This is a genomic window from Alteromonas macleodii (genome assembly GCF_903772925.1).
Taxonomy (GTDB): domain Bacteria; phylum Pseudomonadota; class Gammaproteobacteria; order Enterobacterales; family Alteromonadaceae; genus Alteromonas; species Alteromonas macleodii_A.
The window spans coordinates 1,275,607-1,290,195 of sequence record NZ_LR812090.1 but is presented as its reverse complement, the minus strand read 5'-3'; the positions used below and the strand labels follow the sequence as shown (position 1 = coordinate 1,290,195).

General features: G+C 44.2%; 11 protein-coding genes. 4 read left to right on the top strand and 7 right to left on the bottom strand.

Annotated features, from left to right (window positions below):
- Positions 1-14 precede the first annotated feature (14 nt).
- Entirely contained in the window at positions 15-887 is an 873-nt protein-coding gene (locus PCAR9_RS05615) for a flagellar protein MotY (RefSeq protein WP_179982760.1), read from the bottom strand.
- Positions 888-1,228: 341 nt separating this feature from the next.
- Here PCAR9_RS05615 and rnt point away from each other — a divergent pair, with 341 nt between their 5' ends.
- Positions 1,229-1,864 carry a ribonuclease T gene (gene rnt / locus PCAR9_RS05610; RefSeq protein ID WP_179982759.1) on the top strand — a complete coding sequence of 212 codons (636 nt, stop codon included), beginning with the start codon at positions 1,229-1,231 and terminating at the stop codon, positions 1,862-1,864.
- Positions 1,865-1,940: 76 nt separating this feature from the next.
- Here the strand turns inward: rnt and PCAR9_RS05605 are convergent, their stop codons facing one another.
- The gene (locus PCAR9_RS05605; RefSeq protein WP_118489876.1) at positions 1,941-2,546 is read right to left on the bottom strand and encodes a peroxiredoxin; all 606 of its coding nucleotides are present in this window, start codon (positions 2,544-2,546) and stop codon (positions 1,941-1,943) included.
- Between the two features lie 296 nt (positions 2,547-2,842).
- On the opposite strand from PCAR9_RS05605, the gene PCAR9_RS05600 reads away from it, so the two are divergent.
- On the top strand, positions 2,843-3,037 hold the full coding sequence (locus PCAR9_RS05600; RefSeq protein WP_179982758.1) for a bacterioferritin-associated ferredoxin: 195 nt from the start codon (positions 2,843-2,845) through the stop codon (positions 3,035-3,037).
- 141 nt (positions 3,038-3,178) lie between these two features.
- On the opposite strand, the gene PCAR9_RS05595 is transcribed toward PCAR9_RS05600, so the two are convergent.
- The 5 genes from PCAR9_RS05595 to PCAR9_RS05575 form a co-directional block, all read right to left on the bottom strand.
- Entirely contained in the window at positions 3,179-6,250 is a 3,072-nt protein-coding gene (locus PCAR9_RS05595; protein ID WP_179982757.1) for a TonB-dependent receptor, read from the bottom strand.
- 100 nt (positions 6,251-6,350) lie between these two features.
- Positions 6,351-7,406 carry a FecR family protein gene (locus PCAR9_RS05590; protein ID WP_179982756.1) on the bottom strand — a complete coding sequence of 352 codons (1,056 nt, stop codon included), beginning with the start codon at positions 7,404-7,406 and terminating at the stop codon, positions 6,351-6,353.
- Position 7,407: 1 nt separating this feature from the next.
- Positions 7,408-7,965 carry an RNA polymerase sigma factor gene (locus tag PCAR9_RS05585; protein WP_420000787.1) on the bottom strand — a complete coding sequence of 186 codons (558 nt, stop codon included), beginning with the start codon at positions 7,963-7,965 and terminating at the stop codon, positions 7,408-7,410.
- 165 nt (positions 7,966-8,130) lie between these two features.
- Complete coding sequence (locus PCAR9_RS05580) at positions 8,131-10,788, bottom strand: TonB-dependent receptor plug domain-containing protein (RefSeq protein ID WP_179982754.1); 2,658 nt, start codon at positions 10,786-10,788, stop codon at positions 8,131-8,133.
- 334 nt (positions 10,789-11,122) lie between these two features.
- Complete coding sequence (locus PCAR9_RS05575; RefSeq protein ID WP_136780857.1) at positions 11,123-11,473, bottom strand: Grx4 family monothiol glutaredoxin; 351 nt, start codon at positions 11,471-11,473, stop codon at positions 11,123-11,125.
- A gap of 349 nt (positions 11,474-11,822) precedes the next feature.
- Here PCAR9_RS05575 and sodB point away from each other — a divergent pair, with 349 nt between their 5' ends.
- Both sodB and PCAR9_RS05565 read left to right on the top strand, forming a co-directional pair.
- The gene (gene sodB / locus PCAR9_RS05570; RefSeq protein ID WP_025254504.1) at positions 11,823-12,404 is read left to right on the top strand and encodes a superoxide dismutase [Fe]; all 582 of its coding nucleotides are present in this window, start codon (positions 11,823-11,825) and stop codon (positions 12,402-12,404) included.
- A gap of 243 nt (positions 12,405-12,647) precedes the next feature.
- Complete coding sequence (locus PCAR9_RS05565; protein ID WP_179982753.1) at positions 12,648-14,570, top strand: PrkA family serine protein kinase; 1,923 nt, start codon at positions 12,648-12,650, stop codon at positions 14,568-14,570.
- Positions 14,571-14,589 lie beyond the last annotated feature (19 nt).

The window sequence follows — 14,589 nt, the reverse complement described above, 5'->3', positions numbered from 1 at the left end:
GCTTGAGCAAGCGCCTACGACTTGGATAGTCGTACCACTACGCGTCTGTTTTGCGCACGGCTTTCCCGCGTATCGTTTGGCGCGATATGGCGTTTTTCACCATGGCCTGTTAGCTGGATTCTATCTTCAGGTACACCTAGCGTAGTTAGATAGCTTTTTACTTCATTGGCCCGTCGAATAGACAACTGTTCGTTGTTGTAACGGCCACCGTAACTGTCCGTGTAACCATCGAGAAGCACAAGCTCCAATTCGCTGTCTTCTTTTAAATATTCGCCAATCATAGTTAAACGCTTTTGCGAATACTTAGTAAGCTCTGTGCTGTTGTTCTGATAAGACAACACAGTGTAGGCGATGTCATCAAAACTAAAGGGAAGCAAGTTCGACACGCACTTAACAAAGTCGCGATACACGCCTGAGAAGTTGCTTGCGTTTAATGCCACACTCACTTGGTCATATTTGTTATACCAGTCTTGATAGTAAATCGTGGGCCAAAAGCCTTTCTCTAACTCAGACAACATAGTCCATGCAGCCTCTTGTGGCAGGTCGCCATTGTATTGCTTTCGAATAGACATATCCGCGATGGTCTTTGGCGCCACACCCGGCATCCACTTTGGCGGAACAGAGTAGACCGCAGCCACATCAAACTTGTTTGGCAGCATATACATGTCTAATTCAAATTCCATGTTTAGCTGCTTCGACGCGGAACTCGTAAACATGGCTTCGCCGTAACCAGGCAATTCGTGGTTAAGCGTACACTGCAGGCGCGTGTCCGTATCAATACGCCAGTTGGAACTTTCAATGGTTGCAGAATATTGCCGCATGGCAGCATGGGACGACAGCGACCCCACCATCCCCAATAAAGCGATATATTTTAATTTCAACACCATTTCGACACCATAACGAAAGTCTGACTAACACGAGCGTAGGCCTTTTAACCGCCCACCAACCTTTAAGAGCCATAAATTGTAACCATTCGCTTTAAGTCGCGAATAGTGAGTTTTGAAAATTCATGGTTAATATGATTATCGTCCAAAGTGTAGAAAAGTTTAGCGTTTAATACCATTAGCGTTTCGTACTACTAGTTGCTTCTCATCTTCGCGGTTTTCAAATTGAAACTGGCAACTCGAAGATATCCTTGCGATAATTCTTTTTGCTAATAAGTTTCGCAGGTAGGTTTGCATAAAAAGCAACCAACCAGTTTCTGCAATCTAGTTTTACAAGAGTGTTTATGTCTGCCAACCCGCCCCTTCTTTCCCAGCGCTTTCGAGGTTATTTTCCCGTTGTCATCGACGTTGAAACGGCCGGATTTAATGCAGGCACTGACGCCTTATTAGAGTTAGCAGCGGTTACGGTGAAAATGGATGAAGACGGAGTACTGCATCCTGACCAAACCTTTCACTATCATATAGATCCGTTCGAGGGCGCTAACCTTGAGCCTGCGGCATTAGAATTTAATGGCATTGATCCTAATTGCGCATTACGAGGTGCTATAGAGGAAAGCGAAGCCATGAAGGATTTATGTAAAGGTATTCGCAAAGCACAGAAAAATGCGGACTGTCAGCGTTCTGTTATCGTTGCTCATAACGCAACGTTTGACCAAAGCTTCGTTAATGCTGCTATTGAGCGCTGCAATATAAAGCGCACGCCCTTTCATCCATTTGTTTCCTTCGATACCACCAGCCTAGCAGGCCTTGCTCTTGGTCAAACTGTGCTGGTAAAAGCATGCCGAGCGGCGGGTATATCGTTTGACCAAAATGAAGCGCATAGCGCCCTTTACGATGCACAGAAAACCACCGAACTATTTTGCTACATGGTAAATCGTTATAAGGCGTTAGGTGGCTGGCCAGTAGAAAATCAAGAATAGTTTTTGTTCGATAAATGCCATAAATAAAAACAGCGCCCAAAGGCGCTGTTTCTTTATTATCTTTAAACAGGCTAGCTTATAGCTTATCTGCTTCTTCAGATAGGTATTTAGCTACACCTTCAGGTGATGCGTCCATACCTGATTTACCTTCAGTCCAACCTGCTGGGCAAACTTCGCCATGCTCTTCGTGGAACGCTAGAGCGTCGACCATGCGAAGCATTTCGTCAACGTTACGACCAAGTGGAAGATCGTTTACTACTTGGTGACGAACCATACCTTCGGCATCGATTAGGAATGAACCGCGGAAAGCAACACCATCTTCTGGGTGCTCGACATCGTACGCTTGGCAGATGTCGTGTTTTACGTCTGCAACAAGAGTGTACTTAACTGGACCAATACCACCTTGATTTACTGGGGTATTTCTCCACGCATTGTGTGAAAACTGAGAGTCGATTGAAACACCAATTACTTCAACACCGCGCTTTTTAAACTCGTCAAAACGCTTGTCGAAAGCGATAAGCTCTGACGGGCATACAAAAGTAAAATCTAGCGGGTAGAAGAATACAACCGCTTTTTTGCCCTTAATTGCTTCACTTAGTGTGAAAGAATCTACGATTTCACCGCTACCAAGTACCGCTGCAGCAGTAAAATCAGGCGCAGGACGGCCAACTAATACACTCATGAGTCTCTCCATTTATATTTGGATTGTAATAATAGAAGTGATTACATTGCGTAACCACTTTGATGGGAAATTTCCTTCCCAGAAAATAGGTACGAATACGGAAATAACAATATTAAACAATGAGTTTTTTTACTGCTCGTACCAATAATGATAGTCCGCATAAATAGTTATCCAGATATTGCCCAGTCATTACCCAGTATTTACCAAATTTCGGTTTATTAAACTTGTCATTATCTACTTGCCAAAACGAAGAATAACAATTATTATCATTTCCAGATTCATTTGGAGTACGTTTAATGTTTGTTTGCATGTGCTATGGGGTAACAGATAAAAGCATTCGCGCGGCGGTTGAAGAAAACGGCGTGGGCAATGTGCGTGAGTTACGCCAACATTTAGAGCTAGGCTCGCAGTGCGGTAAGTGCATCAACATGGCGCAACAAATTATCGATCAAACCATCATTGATGAGTCGCTTTTCAAAGACGTCGGCTAATATTTAAGTCCAAGGCTAAATAGCACAGCCTTATAGTCAAACACGCTTGCCCTATCTATTTAAACTAAAGCTTTATCCATCTAGGAAAGCTCGGACTAACTCCCTCACCTTTTCCCAAATTAGCTCCGTCAATACTATTAGCTATTTAAAGCGATATTCAACACCTGCATAGTAAAACGCGCCATTAATGCCGCCCGGAGATGTAGGTGGGTAAAGCGCTCCCACTTCCTCTTTAAACGGGTTTTCATCTGGCAATGCATCAAATATATTTTGCGCACCAAAAGTAACTTGGGTATCAGGCAAAACGTTCCAAGCAAGTTGAGCGTCGAAAGTGGTTAGCGCACTGCCGTAAATATCTAAACCTGCCGAAGCATCAAGATGGTCTTCATAAAATTTACCGTAGTAATTTAAACGCCATGTCATTGCCCATTTATCTTTTGATTGCTCTAACGTAATGCTCCCCCTATGAGCCGGAAGATTGTCTTCTAGCATACGTATTCGAGCATCGGTTAAGTTGGGCAGAAGCGTTATTTCCCCATCGCTTAACACCGGGTACAAAGAGACACGCTCCACTTGCGTGTCTGTCCAGTTATAAGCAACTAACACTGAGTTTGACCAGTCACCTAATGCGAAATTGTAGTTAACAACTAAATCGACACCCTGAGTTTTAGTATCAAAATCATTAGTAAAATACTTAGCTGAATTATATCGAGCCGCATCGGGGCGCCCTCGCGCAATAAGCGCATTAACGTCATTGTCGGTTAAAGGAATGGCCGATGTGGTACTAATGCGATCGATAAGGCGAATATTAAAATAGTCTAGCGTAGCAAAGAAATTTTCACTTGCTTGCATAACTACGCCCAAGCTAAAGTTTACAGATTCTTCTGGCGTCAGCGGCGTGGCGCCAAGCTGCTGCGAGATAAGGTCGGTTGGAGGCAAGGTTGCTTGGTCTTCTAAACCGTTAACGCCATAGGCAGTGGTTACGTTTATAACGTTGCTTTGCCCCACCGTCGGTGCTTTAAAGCCCGTATTGACAGAACCTCGCAGTGCAAACTCTTCGTTTAGTGTGTAGCGCGTACTTAGCTTTCCATCGAAAGTTGAGCCGAAATCACTGAAATGCTCGACCCTCGTTGCTAGACCAAACTGCCATGCTTCGGTTGCATAAAACTCCACATCAGCATACGCCGCCCAGTTGCTGCGACTCCAGTGCCCTGCAGATTGCGGCTGATAACCAGGAAAGCCATTTGAGCCAATTGAAAAGCCTTCACTTAAGCCTACCGGTGGCTCTAAAGCGAAAGGACCAGCAATATACGAGGCTTCATCTCCCGCTTTCTGAAAATAGGTTTCTTTTCGCCATTCAACCCCAGCAGCAATGCTCACGGGGTCGTCAAAAATGGTCTGAATTAGTTTCGTAAAGTCTAGGTTTAGCGTGCGCTCAACTTGCGATACCCCACCTGGCGAAAAGGTCGTTGGACTTTGCGGGCCAAGCGAAGGATTGACCGTATTTGATATGGTGTACTCAATATCGCTATAGCCCAAGGTGGCACTGATATCCATCGCCCACCCGTAAGACAATTCTTGCTTTATGCCCATTGCAATAGAAGCATCGGTAATCGTTCCACCGAACCGAGGAGTAAAACCACCAGGGAACCACTCATTGAAGGCAAAGCAGTTTGCTCCAAGTGCTGTCGTGTTATCTGCGATAAGTTGGTAGTCGGGGTCTTCTAGTACATTGTCATTCGATAAAGAGATTGAAGGGCATGCTATACCGCTGTTTAGTCCATCTAAATCGGCAACGATAAGACGGCTTTCGCCGGTATTTGCATCCGTTCGGCTAAAAACACCTTCACGAGTTTGCGGGTTTCGAAAATAAAAACCTCCGTTTATTTCTCTTCTCGCAGCGGTTGCAAAGCTATAAAAATGGGAGGTAGCCGAAAGATCAGCACCAGTATTGAGTGCGAGCTTAATATCCTCGCTAACATCAAGTGCTCCCCAAATTTGAGATGGCGAAGCAATAAAGCTATTTCCTTGGTCAATTAGCATTTGAGCATCGCCTCGCTGTATAGAGCGCGACGTGCCGTTTTGCTGTCGGTATTCCGCCGTAGCGTTCAAAAACCCCGATTCTCCTAACCCAAAGCCTTTATTAAGCTGTATTTGAAACAGTTCGCCATCGCCCTCACTGTATCCTCCGACTTTAAGCGCAACGCTTCCGCCCTCGCGGTCATCTTTTAGCACAAAATTGATCACGCCAGCGATAGCATCTGAGCCATACTGGGCAGACGCCCCGTCTCGCAGTACTTCCACTTGTTTTAACGCATAAGCAGGTATAACGGATATATCGGGACCTTGAGCACCATCAGATAACCCGCCGCCTAAAAACGTAATAACCGCTGAACGGTGGCGTCGCTTGCCATTTAACAACAGCAAAGTGTGATCTGACGACATACCTCTTAGGTTAGCGGGTCTCACCAAGCTGCTAGCGTCATTGATCGGCTGGTCGTTCACGTTAAGTGAAGGCACCATAACGCTTAGCATGGAAAGGACGTCGCTATTGCCTTGTGAACTAAGTTTATCTGCTCCAATAACATCAAGAGGAACCGCCGAGTCGACGGCACTTCGAGGCGCGTTACGAGAACCAACGATAGCAATTTTTTCAAGCCCGTTTGCGCTATCGTCATCTTGCTGTTCATCATCATCAGTCTGTTTACTTTGTGCTGTGAGCGATGCACGGGAACGAATACTCAATGCCCCATTTTCATCGGCTACCACCGCTAATTCAGTGCCTTCAAGTAGCTGAGCTAATGCCTCACTTAAGGTAAAGGTTCCTTTAAGCGCATTGGTCGTTACTTTCTTCGCCAAATCAAAAGGAAACAAAAGCGTAGTGTTGGCCTGTTTAGCTAATTCAGTTAAGGCTTCGTTAGCGTTTTGTGCTGGAATAGAGAAACTAAAAGCATCGGGCGCTGATGCCGGAAGAGTTTTAGAAGGTTGAGAATTTTTTAACGTTGAACCGCCCTGGTCTTGCGCATAAAGTGACGGTGTTACGAATAAGAATAAACATACACTCGAGGCAATATGTAAGGGCGCTGTAAACGCAGAGTTGGAAAACCACGCCGTTGTTTTGTGCGAAACGCAACCAGCCGAACACGCAAGGGCATGCAGCTTCTCTATTGCCTTTTTCGTTTGCCTGCTTATCGCTAAATTGCCGTAATGCAAGATATATAATCGATGTACTTATTATTTTAGTTATATTGTCACATTAAATAAATTGATGCCAATAGGGAATAACTAATAGCACCGACCTATCAAACAATATTTAACTTTTCGCTAGCTTAAGCTCAATACTGGTTTCTGTAACTTTCTCATAAGTTATATTGAAGCTGCTTTCTAGTGCCGACAACAAGCCGTCTATGTCGCCCACTTTGAAATAGCCCGCCACTCTGCGCTTACGTAAACTATTGTCAGAAATGTGAAAACGAACTGGCGTATAACGCCCAATTTCTAGAAGCACGGATTCAAGGGGCTCGCCTTTAAAAACTATCATACCCTGCTGCCATGCTAAATCATCATCAATCTCATCTTGCGACATACTTTCACGGGCTTCTACTTTGCCCAAAACAGTCGCTTTCTCCCCAGCAAACATTAGCAAACCTTCCTCTGTAACAGGGCGCTTACCAAAAAGTGATTCATTTGAAGATGATGCTTTAAAGCGGTCTTTAACTAATACTTTGCCATCGGTAACAACAAGTTCAAAAGCGTTGTCGTCAACATACTGCATATTAAACGCGGTACCTACTGCTGTTACAGTATTGTTTCCAGCGGTAACTGAAAATGGACGGGTTTTATCATGAGCCACTTCAAAATGAGCTTCGCCTTTTAAAAGCACAATATTACGTGCACTTGATGTGAAATCTACCGTTACTAAAGAGTTGGTGTTTAGATGAAGCTGCGAACCATCGGATAAGGTTATATTTTTCTGTTCGCCGACCCCCGTCTGAACTTTTTGGCTAACAGCTGCAAATTCTGGCGTGCTATTTAACCATGTGCGCTGAACAATGACGCCAATTGCAATTGCCATGACCAAGAACGTGGCAGCAATACCCCATACAGCGTTTTTCGGTAGGGCGCGTTTTTTAGCAGTGTGTCTTGCTGTCGGTTGTGGGAATAAGCCGCTTAATTCATTAAGCACCGACATATCATCCCACAAGCTTGCGGCATCTAATAGAGCTTGGCGATGGGCATTGCTCTCTGCCAGCCATGTGTCTAACTCTACCTTTTCGTCACTTTTTAAACCGCGATCGAGACGGCTCACCCAAAGGCACGCTTGCTCTTGGATATCTTCTTTGCTTGAAAACTGGCGAATATTATTCATGTTAACTACTGCTTATGTCCTGAGTCGCGGTAGCAGTTGCACGGGGAGATGCACTGTCATTTGAAAGCTCTGCTAAATACCTAGAGCACATCATTAAACCTTTGGCGACATGCTTTTCGACGGTGCTTTCGCTTAGCCCCACAAGCTCTGCAATCTCTTTTTGTCGCATGCCATATACTTTTTTAAGTAAAAATACGCGTTTTACATCAGCAGACAGCGTGTCTGTCGCTCGGCAAAAATGAATAAAGCGCTCTTTACTTTCTACATTTTTTTCTAAACTGTGCCCCACTAGTTCGTAAGGCAAAATATCCATGTCGTCTAGCTGCTTGTTTTTGTTTTCTGCTTTTGCAACATGGTTCAGCGCTAAGTTACGCGCTGTCTTGAGCATATATGTCCGCTCATATTGTATTTCTTGTTTTAATTCTGCTTCGTAGCTTTTTATAAAAGCTTCTTGCACGATATCTTCGATGTCGTCGGCGCCAACAATAGAACCTACCGCGCGCATTAACTTCGAGCGGTATTTTAAAAAGGTTTCAGCTACTGTCGACTTGCTTGTCATAATAATAAAAGTTGTGTGTTTCGAATTGCTTACAATGGCATCAATAATGCCTGTTTCTTCATGACTTTTCACGCAAATGATGTTCGAAATAGAAAATAAAAGGGGAGCTAATGCTCCCCTCCACGTCGAAACATTTGTGAAAGTTGTTTTCGCTAGTACTAGCGATTAAAAAGTGTAAACACCTCTTAGATAATAGAAGCCACCGTTAATACCGATTGGTGAGGTAGTTGGATACAACGAACCTGCTATACCGGCATATTGTGTATTCTCATCTGGGTATTCATCAAAGGCGTTTTTCGCGCCTACCGTTACAGTAAACTCTTCAGTGAAGTTGTAAGCCACTTCTAAGTCCACAGTAAACTCTGAACCTACTTTATCAATAGGCAATGCAGAATCTAAGTGATCTTCAAAGATGCTACCGTAATAGTTCAAGCGTGCAAGGAAGCGCCAGTCACCGTTGGTGTGATTTGCTGTTGCACTGTAGCGCACTGCAGGAAGGTTATCTTCTAGCATGCGAATACGGAAGTCAGAGATGTTCTCTGACGCGCGGTCTACTTCAGTCGACGTCCAGTTGTAAGCAAGTGAGAACTTAGTTTCACCGCCCATCATTTCCATTGCGTAGTTCGCTACAACGTCTACACCTTCTGTCGTTGTATCGAAGTCATTCGTAAAGAAGCTGATCTCTTGGAAGCTAGACGCATCATTAATGCCTTGCGCAAGAAGCGCAGCTATATCATCGTCTGTTAACTCGATACCAGACGCCGTACTAATACGGTCAGTCAGCTCAATGTTGTAGTAGTCAGCGGTAATGAATAAACCATTTTCAAAGTCTGCTACTACACCAAATGTAATGCTTTCTGACTCTTCAGGTGTTAGCTGCTCGCCACCTTTAAGCTGTGATACCGGATCCGTTGGCGGTAACGTTGCACGGTCAATAAGCTCACCACCTGTACCGAACGCTGTGGTTACGTTACGAACGTTACTTTGACCAAGCGTAGGCGCTTTAAAGCCTGTTGAGAATGCACCACGGAACGCAATGTTCTCTAGCGCTTGCCAACGGAAAGCAATTTTACCTTTCGTGGTATCGCCAAAATCAGAGAAGTCTTCGTAACGTAGCGCACCAGCTAGCATGAAGTTTTCAGTGATATAGGCTTCTGCATCAATGTAAAGCGCGATGTTGTTGCGGGACACACGACCTTGGCTATTGGCCGCCAAGCCAGGGAAACCATTTGAGCCAATGCCAAAGCCTTGTGTCGCCAGCGGACCTATTTCATAAGAGGCAGTATCACCTGCAACGCTCTCATAACTTTCGTTGCGGTATTGGAAACCAGTCGCTACGAATAGCGGCTCATACAAACCAACATCGAAAGGTTTTGTAAAATCAATATCAAGTGTTTGCTCAGACTGTGTGTAACGGCCTGGACTGAATGACGTTGGCGTTTCTGGGCCAAGCGACGGGTTGATAGTGTTACTAATAGCAAAATCAACTTCGTTTTGACCTAGGTTTAAACTTACGTCATAGGTAATGTCGTTGTCTAACTCGCCTTTAGTACCAAAAACAAGAGACATATCGGTTACCGTACCGCCAAAGCGAGGTGTGAAGCCACCTGGAAGCATTTCGTTAAACGCGAAGCAATCTGGGTTGTTCAAGACTTGGTTAATATATGTAGTATTTTCCAGTACATTGAAGCCTTGATAGTTTGTGCTACCGTTGATGATTTCGCCTGCTCTTATACCGGTTGGACAGTTGCCAGACATATCGCCTGTTAAGTCACCGACGAGTAGCAACTGATAGCCTTCATTAATGTCACCATCTTCGTTCGTTGTTAGAACTCCGTCACCATTTACATCTGCTTCCTCAAAGCCACCGTCGTTCACACCACCACGGTTATGCGGGTTACGGAAATAGAAGCCCCCTTCTACCTCACGCTCGGCAAAGTTACCAAATATATAAGCTTCTGACGTGTCGGAAAGCTCTAGTCCCGCGTTAGCGAAAAGCTTGATGTCATGCTTAATTTCAGGCGAACCCCAAATCTGGGCAGGGTCTGCTACAAAAGTGTTGCCTGCCGCAATAAGCGCCGCTGCATCGTCACGCTGAACGCTGCGAGACGTATCGTCAGCAGTACGGTATTCTGCTGAAAGGTTAAGAAAGCCCTTGTCAGAAAGTGGTAAACCCACGTTACCCGACAGCTGAATCATGTCGCCATCACCTTCGTAGTAAGAGCCATAGCGGGCTTCAAATGTACCGCCTTCCGACGCATCATTAAGTACGAAGTTAATTACACCGGCAATAGCATCTGAACCATATTGCGCCGCTGCACCGTCACGCAGTACTTCCACCTGCTTAAGTGCCGCTGCAGGAATTACAGAGATGTCAGGACCTTGTGCACCATCTGAAAGACCGCCACCTAAGAAAGTGATAACCGCAGAGCGGTGACGACGTTTACCATTTACAAGCACTAGCGTATGATCTGATGCCATACCGCGCAGGTTTGCAGGGCGAACTAGCGTTGAAGCATCGTTGATTGGCTGGTCGTTTACGTTAAAAGACGGAACGACAGTTTGCATCATAGATACCATATCTGTGGCACCCTGCTGCTTGAACTCTTCGTCAGAAATAATATCAATTGGAACCGCTGAGTCTGCTACAGAGCGAGGCGCTGCGCGCGAACCAACGACGGCGATTTGTTCATAATCTTCAGCTTTAGCACTCTCTTCTGCTTCTTGCGCATAAACAGGCGCTGTAGCCATTACTGAAAACGCCGCAGATGCAGCTAATACGCCGCGCACGTTTTTAGTCAATAAAGACAAGGATGTATTCATGGTGGTTTCCCGGATTTTCTCTAAAACACTTTCAGCGTTATTCACACAATAAAAAAGTGTTTCGAGAGGTTGTTGTTTTATACCTTCAACACTGACTCATTTGCGGCCAGCTGCATGTTTTTATAGAACGCAAGATATTAAAAAACAAACCTTTTTCGACAAAATAAAAATATTTTTTTAGACCATAGAGGATCTTTATTTCTGACCTGTCTATATAGTTTTTACGGGAATAAAAGTGAGAAGTTTTTGGCGGCTTTTAATGAAAAAAGCTGACATAAAGCCAGCTTTTTAATCGATATTTAAAATATCAGAAATCTGCTACAAATCGAAAGATTTACTCTTCTTCTTTGTATTTTTCAGCTGTCTCTTTGATAAGCGGCTGAAGTTCGTTTTGCTGGAACATTTCAATAATAATATCGCAACCACCAACAAGCTCACCTTCTACCCATAGCTGTGGGAATGTAGGCCAGTTTGCGTATTTAGGCAGTTCAGCACGAATATCAGGGTTTTGTAGAATATCTACATAAGCAAATGGTTCGCCACATGACATCAACGCTTGTGATGCTTGTGAAGAAAAGCCACAGCTAGGTAGCTTAGGAGAACCTTTCATATACAACAAAATTGGGTTTTCTTCGATTTGCTGCTTGATTCTATCTAGCGTTGATTGATTTTCAGTATTATCCATTTGATTCCTCTGAGCACAAAAGTGTATTCCCTCTAAGATGGGAATGCATGAATGATTTATCAAGGTAAAGGGTATCATAAAATCCCTTTTATTTACCCATCACTGAATTGATCTTTTAGTAGGCTCCATCGCTATCTACTTGTACATCTACCAACTCTATATTTTCACAAAATAGATTTTGAAAAAAAATTCACAATTTTGTCATTGAGTTATAAGACTTTATCCCCACATTTGGGATATGCTCTAGCGTCTAAAGTGATATAGTCAGCTAGGCGTTGACTGGCACTTATCGAACAGGCGAAGATAAGTGTGCTTTAGACTACAATACTAAACCAACATGGAGACCGTCATGGCTTTTGAACTACCAGCATTACCATACGAACAAAATGCACTAGAACCGCATATTTCTGCTGAAACGCTTGAGTACCACTATGGCAAGCACCACGCTACTTATGTAACTAAGCTTAACGGCCTAGTTGAAGGTACTGACATGGAAAACAAAAGCCTAGAAGAAATCATCAAATCTTCTGAAGGCGGTGTTTTCAATAACGCAGCGCAAGTTTGGAACCACACGTTCTACTGGCACTGCCTTAGCCCGAATGGCGGCGGCGAGCCTACTGGCGCACTAGCTGATGCGATTAACGCAAAATGGGGTTCATTTGCAGACTTCCAAGCAGCGTTTAACGACAAAGCAGTTAACAACTTCGGTTCTAGCTGGACATGGCTAGTTAAAACTGCAGACGGTAGCCTAGATATCGTCAACACTAGCAATGCAGAAACCCCTATTTCTGGCGATGATCTGACACCAGTACTTACTGTTGACCTTTGGGAGCACGCTTACTATATCGATTACCGTAACGCGCGTCCTAAGTACCTAGAAAACTTCTGGGCTCTAGTTAACTGGGAATTCGCAAGCAAGAACTTTGCGTAAGCGAAACCTTTAAAAGCTGTGTGCCTATTGTGCACGACAGTTTTTGCCTTTGTGATTTAAAAAGCCCCGCTTTCGAGCGGGGCTTTTGTTTGTGCGAAAATGTTCATCTAGAGACACTAAATTCTTATTAAAGTTGCATTTTTCATTAGACGAAAAGATTAAAAACTATACACAATAATTACTATCCTTTTCCCAAATACCTACTAAGCTGAAATTACGGGGTTCCGTATTTAAGGGGTATTCATGGGTATTTTTGAACACTATCAAAGTCGCTATGAAGAGCGAAAACAGGAAGAGTTCACCATTGGGGAGTTCCTTGAAATTTGTAAAGAGGATCAAACCGCTTATGCAAATGCAGCAGAACGTTTGTTACAAGCCATCGGTGAGCCAGAACTAATCGACACTGCCAACGACCCGGCGCTTAGCCGCATTTTCTCTAACCGCGTCATTTCTCGTTATCCAGCTTTTTCAGAATTCTATGGCATGGAAGAGGCCATTGAACAAATCGTCTCTTACCTCAAGCATGCCGCACAGGGTCTCGAGGAGAAGAAACAAATTCTTTATTTACTCGGCCCAGTTGGCGGCGGTAAATCGTCACTGGCCGAAAGACTTAAAGAGCTTATGCAGCATGTCCCTATATACATGCTTAAAGGCTCACCAGTGAATGATCATCCATTTTGCCTATTCGACGTCAAAGAAGATGGCGACATATTAGAAAAAGAATATGGCATTCCTAAGCGCTATCTGAAAACAATCATGTCACCATGGGCTCGTAAACGCCTTCATGAGTTCAATGGTGATATTACCCAGTTCAAAGTGGTTCGGGTTTATCCATCAGTGCTTGACCAAGTGGGCATAGCTAAAACCGAACCGGGAGATGAGAACAACCAAGATATTTCGGCTCTGGTGGGTAAGGTGGATATTCGTCGCCTAGAGCAATATGCACAAAATGACCCAGACGCTTACAGCTATTCAGGGTCTCTGTGTAAAGCCAACCAAGGCTTGATGGAATTTGTTGAAATGTTTAAAGCGCCAATTAAGGTGCTACATCCACTATTAACTGCCACCCAAGAAGGCAACTATAATCCAACTGAAGGCTTCTCTGCCCTTCCCTTCGACGGGTTGATACTGGCGCACTCGAACGAATCTGAGTGGCAATCGTTTAGAAACAATAAAAACAACGAAGCATTTTTAGACCGTGTTTATATTGTGAAAGTCCCGTACTGCTTAAGAGTAAGCGAAGAAATTCGCATTTATAAAAAATTACTCGATAGCAGTGAGCTTAGTGGCGCTCCCTGTGCACCTGACACTTTGGAGTGCTTAGCGCAGTTTACCGTGCTATCTCGTTTAAAAGAGCCTGAAAACTCCAGTATGTTTTCGAAAATGCGGGTCTATGACGGAGAAAGCTTAAAAGACACCGACCCGAAAGCGAAGTCTTATCAGGAATACAGAGATTACGCCGGTGTCGACGAAGGCATGGAGGGTTTATCCACCCGCTTTGCGTTTAAGATCCTTTCTCGCGTGTTTAATTTCGATCATCAAGAAGTGGCAGCGAATCCAGTTCATTTATTCTACGTGTTGGAACGTCAGATTGAGCGGGAACAGTTTCCTCAAGAAACCGCTGATAAGTATTTGGAGTTTTTGAAAGGCTACCTGATCCCCCGCTACGTGGAGTTCATAGGCAAAGAAATTCAAACCGCTTATTTAGAGTCATATTCTGAATACGGGCAGAACCTATTTGACCGCTATGTGACCTATGCTGATTTTTGGATCCAAGATCAGGAGTATCGCGACCCAGAAACCGGGCAACTGTTTGACAGAGCATCGCTTAATGCTGAGCTAGAGAAAACAGAAAAGCCCGCTGGCATCAGCAACCCGAAAGACTTCCGGAACGAAATCGTTAACTTTGTTTTGCGTGCCCGTGCGAATAACGGCGGAAAAAACCCAGCGTGGACAAGTTATGAAAAACTTCGCACCGTCATTGAGAAGAAGATGTTCTCTAACACGGAAGATTTACTGCCCGTTATTTCCTTTAACACCAAAGGCTCAGCAGAAGAGCAGAAAAAGCACGACGACTTTGTAAATCGTATGACCGAAAAAGGCTATACGCAAAAACAAGTTCGCTTGCTTTGTGAATGGTACCTACGCGTACGAAAAGCGTCATAGCCGAAAGGCTAGAAGCTTC

Excerpts from the sequence above, each read along its gene's own strand:
- PCAR9_RS05590 (WP_179982756.1), bottom strand. The coding sequence starts at position 7,406 with ATGAATAATATTCGCCAGTTTTCAAGCAAAGAAGATATCCAAGAGCAA.
- rnt (WP_179982759.1), top strand. The coding sequence starts at position 1,229 with ATGTCTGCCAACCCGCCCCTTCTTTCCCAGCGCTTTCGAGGTTATTTT.
- PCAR9_RS05605 (WP_118489876.1), bottom strand. The coding sequence starts at position 2,546 with ATGAGTGTATTAGTTGGCCGTCCTGCGCCTGATTTTACTGCTGCAGCG.
- PCAR9_RS05565 (WP_179982753.1), top strand. The coding sequence starts at position 12,648 with ATGGGTATTTTTGAACACTATCAAAGTCGCTATGAAGAGCGAAAACAG.
- PCAR9_RS05580 (WP_179982754.1), bottom strand. The coding sequence starts at position 10,788 with ATGAATACATCCTTGTCTTTATTGACTAAAAACGTGCGCGGCGTATTA.
- PCAR9_RS05575 (WP_136780857.1), bottom strand. The coding sequence starts at position 11,473 with ATGGATAATACTGAAAATCAATCAACGCTAGATAGAATCAAGCAGCAA.
- PCAR9_RS05615 (WP_179982760.1), bottom strand. The coding sequence starts at position 887 with ATGGTGTTGAAATTAAAATATATCGCTTTATTGGGGATGGTGGGGTCG.
- PCAR9_RS05585 (WP_420000787.1), bottom strand. The coding sequence starts at position 7,965 with ATGACAAGCAAGTCGACAGTAGCTGAAACCTTTTTAAAATACCGCTCG.
- PCAR9_RS05600 (WP_179982758.1), top strand. The coding sequence starts at position 2,843 with ATGTTTGTTTGCATGTGCTATGGGGTAACAGATAAAAGCATTCGCGCG.
- sodB (WP_025254504.1), top strand. The coding sequence starts at position 11,823 with ATGGCTTTTGAACTACCAGCATTACCATACGAACAAAATGCACTAGAA.